Consider the following 13,054-nt stretch of genomic DNA (forward strand, 5'->3'; position numbering starts at 1 on the left):
CAGCCGGTGAACGCCATGCTGAAGCTGTCAAATATAGGAATTCTGTCAAAGATCATCAGCATCGTGCTGGTGATCGGTGCGATCACCGCGGGCAGCGTCTGGTTCGCGCAATCGCGAATGGCGACCATCGACGCCACCTACGGCACCTTCGTGCTGCGCGAAGGCAAGGCGGCGACGAATGCCCGCCGGCTCAACCGCGCGATCTTCGAGCTGAACTACTGGGTCTACCGGTTGATCGCCGAGACCGACAACGCGCAGATGGATGCGGCCAATGCCGGCTTCGACGCCGCGGTGCCCACCGTCGCGAAATCGATCGACGCCCTGCGCGTCCAGGCGCCAGCCTTCAGGGAACTGGTCGACGCACAGGCGGCCCGGGTCGAGACCTTCGTGCGGAACGTGACCGAAGTGCGCCGCCTCGGGCGGGCGAACCACAATGCCGAGGCGCTCACGCTCGTCCACAACGCGCTCGACCCGACCTTCACCGCCATGATCGACGCGGGCAACGGCCTCGCCGCCGATCTCGAGCGCTACCTCGATTCCGGTGCCGCCCGTCTCCACGGCGAGACCGAGGCGACGCGCCAGGCCCTGATCGCCGCGAGCGCCGCCGCGATCTTCCTCGGCCTCGCCGCCGCCGCGACCGTGGCGATCCTCGGCATCACCCGGCCGCTCAAGAGCCTCGTCGGGGTGCTCGACCGCATGGCGCGGGGCGACGTGGACGCGAGCATCCGGGAGGCCGCGCGCCGCGACGAGGTCGGGGCGGTTGCCCGGGCGGTCGAGGGCATCAAGGCGATGGTCGCCCGCAAGGCCGCCGAGGAGGCGGAGATCCGCCGGCGCGCCGACGAGGCCGCCGCAACGGCGCGCCAGCAGGCGATGCTGGACCTCGCGAACGGCTTCGAGCACGCCGTCGGCGGCATCGTCCGGCAGGTCTCGGACTCGGCGACAGAGCTCCAGGCGACCGCCCAGCAGATGACCGCGACCGCCACCGAGACCGCGAGCCAGTCGACCACCGTGGCCGCCGCCGCCGAGGAGGCGAGCGCCAACGTCAACACAGTGGCGGCCGCTGCGGAAGAACTCGGCGCCTCGGTGCAGGAGATCGGCCGCCAAGTCTCGGGCTCGGCCCAGCTCGCCCAGGCCGCCGTGACGGAGGCCGACCAGACCGGCCAGCTGGTCCAGGCCCTGCGCCAGACCTCGGGCCGGATCGGCGACATGGTCGGGTTGATCTCCTCGATCGCCAGCCAGACCAACCTGCTGGCCTTGAACGCCACGATCGAGGCGGCGCGCGCTGGCGAGGCAGGGCGCGGGTTCGCGGTCGTCGCGGCCGAGGTCAAGGAACTCGCCAACCAGACCGGCCGCGCCACGGAGGAGATCGCGCGCCAGATCGGGGAGGTCCAAGGCGTGACCGACCAGGCGGCGGCCGCGATCGGCGGCATCACCGGGCGGATCCGCGAGATCAACACCGTGGCGGCCTCGATCGCCGCGGCGGTGGAGGAGCAGGGCGCCGCGACGCAGGAGATCGTGCGCAACGTCAACCAGGCGGCGGCCGGTGCTGGCGAGGTCACCCACACCATCGCCGGGGTCGCCCAGGCCTCCGAGGAGACCGGCGCCGCGGCGGGCCAGGTGCTGACCTCCTCCGTCGAGCTGTCGCGCCAGTCCGAGCACCTCGCTGCCGAGGTGCAACGGTTCCTGGCGACGGTCAGGGCGGCGTGAGGCGGTGGTCGTGCCGCCGGCTGGCGAGGGTGCCGGAGACGCGAGGAGGGTCCTGAGGACTCTCCTCCAATCCCACCCACGACCTCGTCCTGAGGTGCTGCTCCTCGCAGCAGCCCCGAAAGAGGCTTCCAGAAACCTCCGCGATCCGCTGGAGGCCTCCCTTGAGGTCAGTCGATTTCAGATCGACTGACACCTCAGGATGAGGTCGAGGGCGGGACCAGAGAGCGTCCTTGCCCCTCGCCCCGCTGGGATTGACCAAGCCTCCGAGACGTCGCGACCGGATCGCCGTCAACACGGTCATCCCGTGTTCCTCTGCACGGCCCCAGGATGACATCGAGGATGTCACGGGACCCGAGTTGGTCGATCGGCCCGAATGGATGCGTTAGCCGGAGACATCGTAGCCTCGACCGATATCGCGTTGCATCGCACCATCTCGGCGCGGTCGACCGGTAGCGCCTCGAGGCCATGAGGTGAACGCCACCGCCGCGATCCGCGCGCACCGCTCGACGGTCGGATCCCGACCCTGAACTTTCGTCGCAGACTCCACGGTCGTTCGTGCTTTCTCCCTCGTGGAAAGTCAGTTCAACAAAAATTCCTTGTTGCCTCACCGGAACCGCCCGGTTGATCCGGCGGCCCGGGCCGCCCACGCTCCAGCCTAGAACGATAACGATCTGGGCTGGAAACCATGCCGAGCCACGACCTTGGCCGCGGAGCGGGCCGCGAGCCCTGGGACGCCGACCGGGCGGCCGCGATCGTCGCGTCCCACGCCCATCGCGAGGGCGCGACGCTGCCGATCCTGCATGCGCTGCAAGACACCTTCGGCTACGTCGATCGGGAGGCCGTGCCGCTGATCGCCGAGGCGCTGAACCTGTCGCGGGCGGAAGTTCACGGCTGCCTCACCTTCTACCACGATTTTCGCAGTGAGCCGGCGGGCCGCCACACCGTGAAGCTGTGCCGGGCCGAGGCCTGCCAGGCGATGGGCGCCGACGCCCTGCACGAGGACGTGCTGGCCCGCTACGACGTCGCCTGGCACGGCACCACCCGGGACGGGCGGGTGACGGTGGAGCCGGTCTTCTGCCTCGGGCTCTGCGCCTGCGGCCCGGCGGCGCTTGTCGACGGCGAGCCGGTCGGCCGCCTCGATCTCGACACCCTGGCGGATGCGCTGACGGAGCGGGCCGCGTGAGCATCACACTCTACCTGCCGAAGGACGCCGCCAGCCTCGCGCTGGGTGCGGATCGGGTCGCCAAGGCGCTCGCCCGCGCAGCCGAAGCGCGCGGCCTCGACATCACCCTGGTCCGCACCGGCTCGCGCGGCATGCTGTGGCTGGAGCCGCTGCTGGAGGTCGCGACGCCGGACGGGCGCATCGCCTACGGGCCGGTGGGGCCGGGCGACGTCGAGGCGCTGCTCGATGCCGGGCTCACCGAGGGCGGCGCCCACCCGCTCCGCATCGGCCGGCCGGAGGACCATCCCTATCTCGCGCGCCAGCAGCGCCTGACCTTCTGCCGCTGCGGCATCGTCGATCCCGCCTCGGTCGAGGATTACCGGGCCCATGGCGGCTATCGCGGGCTGGAGTCCGCCCTGGCGGCCGGGCCCGCCGGCACCGTCGAGGCGGTGAAGGCCTCGGGGTTGCGCGGCCGCGGCGGCGCCGGCTTTCCGACCGGCATCAAGTGGCACACGGTGATGCTGGCCGAGGCGGAGCAGAAATACGTGGTCTGCAACGCCGACGAGGGCGATTCCGGCACCTTCGCCGACCGGATGCTGATGGAGGGCGATCCCCTCACGCTGATCGAGGGCATGACCATCGCGGCTGTCGCGGTCGGGGCGACGCGGGGCTACATCTACTGCCGCTCCGAATACCCCCACGCCTTCGCGGCGCTGGAGACCGCGATCGAAGCCGCGGAGCGGGCCGGCTTCCTCGGCGCGAACGTGATGGGCTCTGGACGCGCCTTCCACCTCGAGGCGCGCCTGGGCGCCGGCGCCTATATCTGCGGCGAGGAGACCTCGCTGCTCGAGAGCCTGGAGGGCAAGCGCGGCATCGTGCGGGCGAAGCCCCCGATCCCGGCCTTGAAAGGCCTGTTCGGCCGGCCGACGCTCGTCAACAACGTGCTCTCCTTCGCCGCCGTCCCGTGGATCCTGGAGCATGGGGGACCGGCCTACGCCGCCTACGGCATGGGCCGCTCCCTCGGAACCCTGCCGATCCAGCTCGCCGGCAACGTCAAGCGCGGCGGCCTGATCGAGACCGCCTTCGGGCTGACGCTCCGCCAGGTCATCGAGGAGTTCGGCGGCGGCACCGCCTCCGGCCGGCCGGTGCGGGCGGTGCAGGTCGGCGGGCCGCTCGGCGCCTACTTCCCCGAGAGCCTGTTCGACACGCCCCTCGATTACGAGGCCTTCGCGGCCAAGAAGGGCCTGCTCGGCCACGGCGGCATCGTGGTGTTCGACGACACCGTCGATCTCGCCCGCCAGGCCCGCTTCGCCTTCGAGTTCTGCGCCGCGGAGTCGTGCGGCAAGTGCACGCCCTGCCGGATCGGCGCCGTGCGCGGCCTGGAGACGATCGACAAGGTGATCGCCGGCGAGTCGCCCCGCGAAAACCTCGCCCTCGTCACCGACCTCTGCGAGGTCATGACCGACGGCTCGCTCTGCGCCATGGGCGGGCTGACGCCCGTGCCGGTGATGAGCGCGCTCACCCATTTCCCGGAAGATTTTTCCGGCCGCGGCGCCCGTCTGCCGCTGGCCGCCGAGTGAGGACGCGTCCGATGGCCCTCATCAAGGAAATCGACTACGGCACCCCGATCCGCGTCTCGGACCAGACCGTGACGCTGACGATCGACGGCCAGAGCGTCACGGTGCCCGCCGGCACCTCCGTGATGGCGGCGGCGATGCACGCCGGCACCCAGATCCCGAAGCTCTGCGCCACCGATTCGCTCGAGCCCTTCGGCTCCTGCCGCCTCTGCCTCGTCGAGATCGACGGGCGGCGCGGGACGCCGGCCTCCTGCACCACCCCGGCCGAGGCCGGCATGGTGGTGCACACGCAGTCGGACAAGCTCGCGCGCCTGCGCAAAGGCGTGATGGAGCTCTACATCTCCGATCACCCCCTCGACTGCCTGACCTGCTCGGCCAACGGCGATTGCGAGCTGCAGACCCAGGCCGGCACGGTGGGCCTGCGCGAGGTGCGCTACGGCTATGACGGCGCCAACCACGTCTCGAAGAATTCCGAACTGTATCTCCCGAAGGACGAGTCGAACCCGTACTTCGCCTACGACCCGTCGAAGTGCATCGTCTGCAACCGCTGCGTCCGGGCCTGCGAGGAGGTGCAGGGCACTTTCGCGCTGACCATCGCCGGCCGCGGCTTCGACTCGCGGGTGGCGGCCGGGCCGACCGATTTCTTCAATTCGGAGTGCGTCTCCTGCGGCGCCTGCGTGCAGGCCTGCCCAACGGCGACCCTTCAGGAGAAGTCCGTCATCGCCATGGGGCAGCCCGAGCATTCCAAGGTGACGACCTGCGCCTATTGCGGCGTCGGCTGCTCGTTCAAGGCCGAGATGCAGGGCGACCGGATCGTCCGCATGGTGCCCTACAAGGACGGCAAGGCCAACGAAGGCCATTCCTGCGTCAAGGGCCGCTTCGCCTACGGCTACGCCACCCATAAGGACCGCATCACCACCCCGATGGTGCGGGAGCGTATCACCGATCCCTGGCGCGAGGTGACGTGGGAGGAGGCGATCTCCCACGCAGCCTCCGCCTTCAAGCGCATCCAGGCCCAGTACGGGCGCGATTCGATCGGCGGCATCACGTCGTCGCGCTGCACCAACGAGGAGGCCTACCTCGTCCAGAAGCTGGTGCGGGCCGGCTTCGGCAACAACAACGTCGATACCTGCGCCCGGGTCTGCCACTCGCCCACCGGCTACGGCCTGATGTCGACGCTCGGCACCTCGGCCGGCACCCAGGACTTCAAGTCGGTCGAGCAATCCGACGTGATCCTGGTGATCGGGGCCAACCCGACCGACGGCCACCCGGTCTTCGGCTCGCGGATGAAGAAGCGCCTGCGCCAGGGCGCCAAGCTGATCGTGATCGATCCGCGCCGGATCGACCTCGTGAAGTCGCCCCACATCCGGGCGGCGCATCACCTTCCGGTCAAGCCCGGCGCCAACGTGGCGATCGTCAACGCGCTCGCCCACGTCGTCGTGACCGAGGGGCTGGTGGACGAATCTTACGTCCGCGCCCGCTGCGACCTCAAGGATTTCGAGATCTGGGCCCGCTTCATCGCCGACGAGCGCCACGCCCCGGAGGCGGTGCAGGACCTGACAGGGTGCGACCCGGTCGAGGTGCGGGCGGCGGCGCGGCTCTACGCCAAGGGCGGCGCGGCGGCGATCTATTACGGGCTCGGCGTCACCGAGCACAGCCAGGGCTCGACCATGGTGATGGGCATGGCGAACCTCGCCATGGCCACCGGCAATATCGGCAAGCCGGGCGCCGGCGTGAACCCGCTGCGGGGCCAGAACAACGTCCAGGGCTCCTGCGACATGGGCTCGTTCCCGCACGAGCTGACCGGGTACCGCCACGTCTCGGACGACGCCACCCGCGAGACCTTCGAGGCCCTGTGGGGGGCGCAGCTCTCGCCCGATCCCGGCTTGCGCATCACCAACATGCTCGACGAGGCCGTCGCCGGCACGTTCAAGGGGCTCTACATCCAGGGCGAGGACATCGCCCAGTCCGACCCCGACACGCACCACGTCACGGCCGGATTGAGGGCGATGGAATGCATCGTCGTCCAGGACCTCTTCCTCAACGAGACCGCGAAATACGCCCACGTCTTCCTGCCGGGCGCCTCGTTCCTGGAGAAGGACGGCACCTTCACCAATGCCGAGCGGCGGATCAGCCGGGTGCGCCAGGTGATGGCGCCGATGGGCGGCTACGGCGACTGGGAGGGCACGATGCTGCTCTCGAACGCGCTGGGCTACCCGATGAGCTACACGCACCCGTCCGAGATCATGGACGAGATCGCGGCCCTCACCCCGAGCTTCGCCGGCGTCTCCTACGCCAAGCTGGAGGAACTCGGCTCGGTCCAGTGGCCCTGCAACGACAAGGCGCCGCAGGGCACGCCGATGATGCATGTCGACCGCTTCGTGCGGGGGCTGGGCCGGTTCATGCTGACCGAGTTCGTCGCCTCCGACGAGCGCACCACGCGGAAGTTCCCGTTGATCCTGACCACCGGGCGGATCCTGTCGCAGTACAATGTCGGGGCGCAGACGCGGCGCACCGCCAACTCCCTGTGGCACCCCGAGGACGTGCTGGAAATCCATCCCTTCGACGCCGAGAGCCGCGGCATCGTCGACGGCGACCTCGTCAGCCTGGAGAGCCGGTCGGGCGACATCGCCCTCAAGGTCCGGGTCACCGAGCGGATGCAGCCCGGCGTGGTCTACACCACCTTCCACCACGCCAAGACCGGCGCCAACGTCATCACCACCGACTACTCGGACTGGGCGACGAACTGCCCCGAGTACAAGGTGACGGCGGTGCAGGTTCGGCGTACCAACCGGCCCTCCGATTGGCAGGCCCGGTTCTATGAGGAAGACATCTCCCTCACCCGCATCGCACAGAGCCTCGATGCCGCCGAGTAGCGGCGTCGCGACTAGTTCTTCCGTCCCGACCCGCGTCGTCGCCTATGGGCGCGGCGAGGAGCGGGACGGGACGCGCCCGCTCGCCGTCGAGATGCCGGTGAACGTGATCTACGGCGACGTGCCCTACGCCGTCATGATGACGACGCCGGCCGACCTGGAAGATTTCGCCTACGGCTTCAGCCTGACGGAAGGGATCGTCGCCGGTGCCGACGAGATCCGCGGCGCCGTGGTCGAGGACGGCGAGGGGGGCCTGCGCCTCGTCGTCGACCTCGCGCCGGGGCGCCTGCGCGAGCACCTCGCCCGCAAGCGGGCGCTGTCGGGCCGCACCGGCTGCGGCGTCTGCGGCATCGACGACCTGAAGGACATCCCCCGGGCCGAGCGGCGCGCGGCGGAGGATGTCACGGTGTCCCTCTCGGCGGTCGAGCGGGCGTTGCAGGACCTCGACGACCTCCAGGTGCTCGGCCGCGAGACGAGGGCGGTCCACGCCGCCGCCTGGGCGACCCGCGACGGCGAAGTGCTGGCCGTGCGCGAGGATGTCGGCCGCCACAACGCCCTCGACAAGCTGATCGGCGCGCTCCTGCGGGCCGGCACTGCGCCTGCGGACGGCTTCATCGTCATCACCAGCCGCTGCTCATTCGAGATGGTCGAGAAGGCGGCGAGCTTCGGCGCGGCGATCCTAGTGGCGATCTCGGCCCCGACCTCGCTTGCCGTCGAGCGCGCCGCCCTGCACGGCCTGACCCTGGCGGCGATCGCCCGCCACGACACCGTCACCCTGTTCACCGCGCCCGAGCGCCTGACCGTCCCGTGAGTCTCGCCAAGAGTGATCCGCAATGAGCGCCGTCGATCCCAACGAGAAGCTCGTCCGCATGGCGAACCAGATCGCCGCCTTCTTCCGCTCCTACCCGGAGGACGAAGCGGTGGCGGGCATCCACAAGCACGTCACGGCGTTCTGGACCCCGCGCATGCGCGACCAGCTCGTGACGTATTGCGGGGAGGCCGATCACGGCCTCGATCCGCTGGCGCTCACCGCCCTGAAGATCACCCCGAAGGCGAAGAGCCCGATCCGGGATGCGGTGACGGACCCGCAGTCGCAGGGGCTTGGGGCGAGCGACGCCGGGTGAGGCAAGCCGGCAGGGCGTCTTGCGGGCGGATCTGACCGATGGTCATCTGACCGCGTGATCGAGTGGAAAGCGCCAGGGCGTCACGGCCCCCCATCCGGCAAGCGGCCGGGTGTCTCCGGGCGGGAGCATCGCCGATGACGAACCCAAGAGGCGCCGATGGTGTGGTTTTTGCCACGCTTTCGCGTTTCGGTGGTCTACAAACGAGTGCGGAGGACCAGCGTGACTCTGATCCTCCGCTTTAGTCTCGGGTAGCCAACCCCACCGAAAAGGGGCGAGGAGCGGAAGCTCCTCGCCCCACTCCTGGGCTGAATTGTATGGCCCGTTGACGAACAGTCAACGCCCGTTGATGACTCTACGCCAAGTCCCCGGTCCCGCTCGGCAACCGGATCGCGAAGGTCGAGCCCGGCTCGGGCGCGTGGGTCTCGGCCGTCGCCCGCCCGCCATGCAGTTCGGCGATCCGCTTGACGATCGACAGCCCGAGCCCCGTCGAGCCCTCGCCGGCGGTGGGCTTGGCCGAGAGGCGCTGGAAGCGGCCGAACAGCCGGCCGATATCCTCCGGCGACAGGCCGGGCCCGTGGTCGCGCACGGCGTAGACCGTCTCCGTCGCCTCCTGGGCCACCGAGACGACGATCTCGGCGCCCGTCGGCGAATACTTGATGGCGTTCGAGATCAGGTTGTCCATCGCCTCGCGCAGGCGCTCGGCGTCGCCGTGGAGCGTGAGGCTGTCGGGGATGTCCGAGCGCAGGGTCTGGCCCTTGGTCTCGGCGAGCGGCGCGTTGGCCTGCGACACCTCCCGGGCGAGGGCGGCGAAGTCGACCGGCTCGCGCCGCAGCACGATGTCGAGGGCGTCGGTCATCGCGTCGGCGATCAGGGTCTCGATCATGCCGGTGAGGCGGCGCGCCGTCTCGCGGATATGGCCGATCTGGGCGTGCATCGCCTCGGTCGGCGGCGGCTTGGCCTCGATCATGTCGCCCAGCATCTCGGTCCGGCCGAGGATGACGGCGAGCGGGTTCTTCAGGTCGTGGGCGACCGTGCCCATGATCTCGGTCTTGAGCTGGTTGGCGCGGCGCAGGTCCGAGCGCTGCATGGCGAGCCGGCGGTTGGCCCGCATCAGTTCGGCGGTGCGCTCCACCACCCGCTGCTCCAATCCGATATTGGCCCGCTGCAACTGCTCGTAGAGGATCACGTTGTCGAAGGCGACCGACAGGCGCGAGGTGAACAGGCCGATGAGCGCACGGTCGGTCTCGGAGAGCGAGCGGTCCGCCTTCAGGAGGGCGACGATCTCGCTGCCGCTGGCGGTGTGGACGTAGAGGGTCGACCAGCGGTCGCCGAAGGTGTGGCGCCGCTCGGTGAAGGCCTGGGCGACGATCGCCCGCACGTCGTCGTCGAGGGGCCGCTGCCCGTCGCCGCCGGCGAGGTGCTGGTAGCAGCCCGAGCCCGCGAGCACGCTGACCGCGTCCTGCGGGCCGGATTGCTCGCGCAGGACCAGGATGCCCTCGCAGGCGACGTTGAGGAGCGAGGAGACCTGGGTCAGCACGCCCTCGGCGAGCCGCTGCATCGACTTGTAGTCGAGCAGCATCGGCGCGGCGTCGATGATGATCTCGAGCCCGCGCCGGGTCTCCTCCAGGCGCTTGAGCTGCTGGTAGGCGCGGAGCGCCGCGGTCAGGCTGGTGAACAGCTTGTCGGCGGTGAGCTCGGTCTTCGCCTTGTAGTCGTTGATGTCGTAATCGACGATGACGCGGCGTTCCGGCGCCTGGCCGGGCTGGCCGGTGCGCAGGATGATGCGCACCGTGTCGTCCTTCAGCTCGCGCCGGACGAAATCGACGAGGCGCAGGCCGGCATCGTCGGTCTCCATCACCACGTCGAGCAGGATCACCGCCATGCCGCGCCGGGCCGAGAGCAGGGAGCGGGCCTCGGCCGCCGAGTAGGCCGAGATGAGCTCCAGCCCCGCCCCGTCGAGCCCGTAGCCCGAGAGGGCGAAGCGGGTGCCCTCGTGCACCGCGGGGTCGTCGTCCACCACCATCACCGGCCAGGCGGCAGCTTGCAGGTCCGCGCCGGGCTCGTCGTCCGGCAGCAGGAAGAGGATGTCGTCGTCGCTCATCAACCGTCCGTGCACGTGGCCCCGGCCGCGCCGGCGGCGCGCGAAGCTTCGCGCCGGCATCCTGGCCGGGAGGACGCGAAACGACAAGCTCACGACAGACGAACCGGCCCGCTCCAATATGACTTGTCAGGGCTCGACCGTTCGGCGGATCGACGCCGCCGCCGCGCGACCACCGGATGATCGGGCGCCCGCCCCAGCGACGACACGGCACGTCGGGTGCGCGAGAGCACATCCCGCGCGACGACGTTCACCACGTAATGATCGTGCAACAGAGCCCGCCTACAAGCGCCGCGCTTGCAGAACAGGGAGGCACGCCATGCTTCACGTGGTCCCGGAACATGTCGGCGCGATCGCCGCTCCGCTGCCCGACGATGCGCCCTGGCAGCGCGATCTCGATGCCCTGGACGCGCTCCTGCAGGACTCGCGCCCGCGGCGCCCGAGCCGGGCGCAGATCGCCGCCCTGATCGAGGCCGAGGCGCCCGGCGCCCTCTCGGCCGCGTCCCGCGCCCGGATCGCCGAGCGGCTGGCCGGGATCCTCGCCTGACTCGAAGCGGGAGACCGCGACGGATGGACCTGAGGACAAATTCGGTGCTGCGCCCCGGCCGGCGGCACGGCACGTGGACGGAATGCACCCAAGACGGCATTGTCGTCACCGGCGACCCGGGATTTCGGGGCCGCTGCGGCACGGGGGCGCGCGATGGTGGCGAGGCGGGGACGAGGGCGGTCGGCCCGTCCGGGAGCGGCGTGATGACGGGTGCCGCCCCGCACGTCGTGGTGGTCGACGACGAGCCCGATGCCCGGGCCATGGTGGGCGACTACCTGCGGATGCACGGGTTCGAGGTCAGCCTGTGCGACGGCGGCCGCGCCCTGCGCCGGCGCCTCGCCGAGGTCGCCCCCGACCTGATCGTCCTCGACCTCAACATGCCGGAGGAGGACGGGCTGTCGATCGTGCGCGACCTCAAGGGCCGCTCGACCATTCCCATCATCATGCTCACCGCCACCGCGAGCCCGATCGACCGGGTGGTCGGCCTCGAGCTCGGGGCGGACGATTACCTGCCCAAGCCCTGCGAGCTGCGCGAACTGGTGGCGCGCATCCGCTCGGTGCTGCGCCGGGCGGCGCAGGCGCGCGGCACCGTTCCCGAGCCGGTTCAGCCAGGGATCCAGCCCGAGATCCGGCAGGAGAACGGCGTCCGCTTCGGCCGGATGATCGTCGACACCGAGACCCTGCGCCTGCGCGACGAGGCCGGCAGCGAGCAGATCCTGACCCGCTCCGAATACGCCCTGCTCAAGGCCTTCCTCGACAACCCCAAGCGCGTGCTGACCCGCGAGCGCCTGCTCGACCTCGCCGATGCCCGCGACCCCGAGGCGTTCGACCGGGCGATCGACGTGCGGATCAACCGTATCCGCAAGAAGGTCGAGCCCGACCCGGCCAATCCGCGTTTCATCAAGACCGTCAGGGGGATGGGCTACGTGTTCCGGCCCGACGGCGATTGAGGGCGGGGCTGCCCCGCGGCACGATTCCGCAACCGGGGACTTGATCGAGATCGGGGGCCTCGCCACGCTATCCCAGCAGAATGCCGTCGCGCTATGTAGGGCGGGCTAGGGAATCGTTCGCCCGCCGCCGCTGCCGAGGAGAAGGCCGTTGTCGCCCAGCCCCGCTCCCACCCTCTCCGGCGCCGATCCGGTCGCCGGCACCGTCGATCCGGTCTGGCGGCGGCTGCGCCAGGAGGCCGAGACCGTGATGCGCGACGAGCCGCGCCTCGCCTCCTTCCTGTTCGCCAGCGTCCTCAACCACGCCACCCTCGAATCGGCGGTGGCGCACCGCGTCGCCTCGCGGCTCGGCCATGCGGCCCTGACCGCCGACCTGATCGCCCAGAGCTTCGGCGAGGCGGTGGCGGACGATCCCGGCATCGGCCAGGCCTTCCGGGCCGATATCGGCGCGGTGATCGACCGCGATCCCGCAGCCGGCCGGGCGATCGAGCCGGTCCTGTACTTCAAGGGCTTCCACGCCATCCAGGCCCACCGCCTGAGCCACTGGCTCTGGACCCGCGGCCGGCGCGACCTCGCGCTCTACCTCCAGAGCCGCTCGTCGGAGGTCTTCCAGACCGACATCCACCCGGCGGCGCGGATCGGCCGCGGCATCTTCCTCGACCATGCCACCGGCCTCGTCGTCGGCTCGACGGCGGTGATCGAGGACGAGGTCTCGATGCTGCACGACGTCACCCTCGGCGGCACCGGCAAGCACGGCGGCGACCGCCACCCGAAGATCCGGCAAGGCGTGATGATCGGCGCCGGCGCCAAGATCCTCGGCAACATCGAGGTCGGCGCCCGCGCCCGGGTCGCCGCCGGCTCGGTGGTGCTCCAGGCGGTGCCGCCCTGCACCACGGTGGTGGGCGTGCCGGCCCGCGTCGTCGGCTCGGCCGGCTGCTCCGACCCGGCGCGGGCGATGGATCAGTTCATCCACCTGATGGACGGGATCTGACGGCCGGGCGCCGGCTGCCTTGCCTACC

General features: G+C 70.4%; 10 protein-coding genes. 9 read left to right on the forward strand and 1 reads right to left on the reverse strand.

Annotation, left to right across the window (positions count from 1 at the left end; all coding sequences use genetic code 11):
* Nucleotides 1-15 precede the first annotated feature (15 nt).
* From DK412_RS16950 to DK412_RS16975, 6 genes are all read left to right on the forward strand, one after another.
* On the forward strand, nucleotides 16-1,707 hold the full coding sequence (locus DK412_RS16950) for a HAMP domain-containing methyl-accepting chemotaxis protein (RefSeq protein ID WP_109975323.1): 1,692 nt from the start codon (nucleotides 16-18) through the stop codon (nucleotides 1,705-1,707).
* Between the two features lie 685 nt (nucleotides 1,708-2,392).
* Entirely contained in the window at nucleotides 2,393-2,890 is a 498-nt protein-coding gene (locus tag DK412_RS16955; RefSeq protein ID WP_109972896.1) for a formate dehydrogenase subunit gamma, read from the forward strand.
* Nucleotides 2,887-4,449, forward strand: coding sequence for a formate dehydrogenase beta subunit (locus DK412_RS16960; protein ID WP_109972897.1), 1,563 nt, complete (start codon nucleotides 2,887-2,889; stop codon nucleotides 4,447-4,449). The genes DK412_RS16955 and DK412_RS16960 overlap by 4 nt, the downstream gene beginning before the upstream one ends.
* Before the next feature lie 11 nt (nucleotides 4,450-4,460).
* On the forward strand, nucleotides 4,461-7,322 hold the full coding sequence (fdhF, locus tag DK412_RS16965; RefSeq protein ID WP_109972898.1) for a formate dehydrogenase subunit alpha: 2,862 nt from the start codon (nucleotides 4,461-4,463) through the stop codon (nucleotides 7,320-7,322).
* On the forward strand, nucleotides 7,309-8,130 hold the full coding sequence (fdhD, locus tag DK412_RS16970; protein ID WP_245447010.1) for a formate dehydrogenase accessory sulfurtransferase FdhD: 822 nt from the start codon (nucleotides 7,309-7,311) through the stop codon (nucleotides 8,128-8,130). The genes fdhF and fdhD overlap by 14 nt, the downstream gene beginning before the upstream one ends.
* Before the next feature lie 22 nt (nucleotides 8,131-8,152).
* Entirely contained in the window at nucleotides 8,153-8,443 is a 291-nt protein-coding gene (locus tag DK412_RS16975) for a formate dehydrogenase subunit delta (RefSeq protein ID WP_109972900.1), read from the forward strand.
* A gap of 352 nt (nucleotides 8,444-8,795) precedes the next feature.
* Here the strand turns inward: DK412_RS16975 and DK412_RS16980 are convergent, their stop codons facing one another.
* Complete coding sequence (locus tag DK412_RS16980; RefSeq protein ID WP_109972901.1) at nucleotides 8,796-10,544, reverse strand: DUF3369 domain-containing protein; 1,749 nt, start codon at nucleotides 10,542-10,544, stop codon at nucleotides 8,796-8,798.
* 316 nt (nucleotides 10,545-10,860) lie between these two features.
* Here DK412_RS16980 and DK412_RS16985 point away from each other — a divergent pair, with 316 nt between their 5' ends.
* From DK412_RS16985 to cysE, 3 genes are all read left to right on the forward strand, one after another.
* The gene (locus DK412_RS16985) at nucleotides 10,861-11,088 is read left to right on the forward strand and encodes a hypothetical protein (protein ID WP_093567432.1); all 228 of its coding nucleotides are present in this window, start codon (nucleotides 10,861-10,863) and stop codon (nucleotides 11,086-11,088) included.
* A gap of 203 nt (nucleotides 11,089-11,291) precedes the next feature.
* Complete coding sequence (locus DK412_RS16990) at nucleotides 11,292-12,038, forward strand: response regulator (RefSeq protein ID WP_109972902.1); 747 nt, start codon at nucleotides 11,292-11,294, stop codon at nucleotides 12,036-12,038.
* Nucleotides 12,039-12,186: 148 nt separating this feature from the next.
* Nucleotides 12,187-13,026 (forward strand): serine O-acetyltransferase, encoded by an 840-nt coding sequence (cysE, locus tag DK412_RS16995; RefSeq protein WP_109972903.1) that lies wholly within the window; start codon nucleotides 12,187-12,189, stop codon nucleotides 13,024-13,026.
* The last annotated feature ends 28 nt before the right edge of the window (nucleotides 13,027-13,054 follow it).

The sequence above is a fragment of the Methylobacterium sp. 17Sr1-1 genome (genome assembly GCF_003173775.1).
Taxonomy (GTDB): Bacteria; Pseudomonadota; Alphaproteobacteria; order Rhizobiales; family Beijerinckiaceae; genus Methylobacterium.

What these genes read in the sequence shown, in the direction of transcription:
- DK412_RS16955 (WP_109972896.1), top strand. Translation starts at nt 2,393, where the DNA reads ATGCCGAGCCACGACCTTGGCCGCGGAGCGGGCCGCGAGCCCTGGGAC.
- DK412_RS16950 (WP_109975323.1), top strand. Translation starts at nt 16, where the DNA reads ATGCTGAAGCTGTCAAATATAGGAATTCTGTCAAAGATCATCAGCATC.
- DK412_RS16975 (WP_109972900.1), top strand. Translation starts at nt 8,153, where the DNA reads ATGAGCGCCGTCGATCCCAACGAGAAGCTCGTCCGCATGGCGAACCAG.
- fdhF (WP_109972898.1), top strand. Translation starts at nt 4,461, where the DNA reads ATGGCCCTCATCAAGGAAATCGACTACGGCACCCCGATCCGCGTCTCG.
- DK412_RS16980 (WP_109972901.1), bottom strand. Translation starts at nt 10,544, where the DNA reads ATGAGCGACGACGACATCCTCTTCCTGCTGCCGGACGACGAGCCCGGC.
- DK412_RS16990 (WP_109972902.1), top strand. Translation starts at nt 11,292, where the DNA reads ATGACGGGTGCCGCCCCGCACGTCGTGGTGGTCGACGACGAGCCCGAT.
- DK412_RS16985 (WP_093567432.1), top strand. Translation starts at nt 10,861, where the DNA reads ATGCTTCACGTGGTCCCGGAACATGTCGGCGCGATCGCCGCTCCGCTG.
- fdhD (WP_245447010.1), top strand. Translation starts at nt 7,309, where the DNA reads ATGCCGCCGAGTAGCGGCGTCGCGACTAGTTCTTCCGTCCCGACCCGC.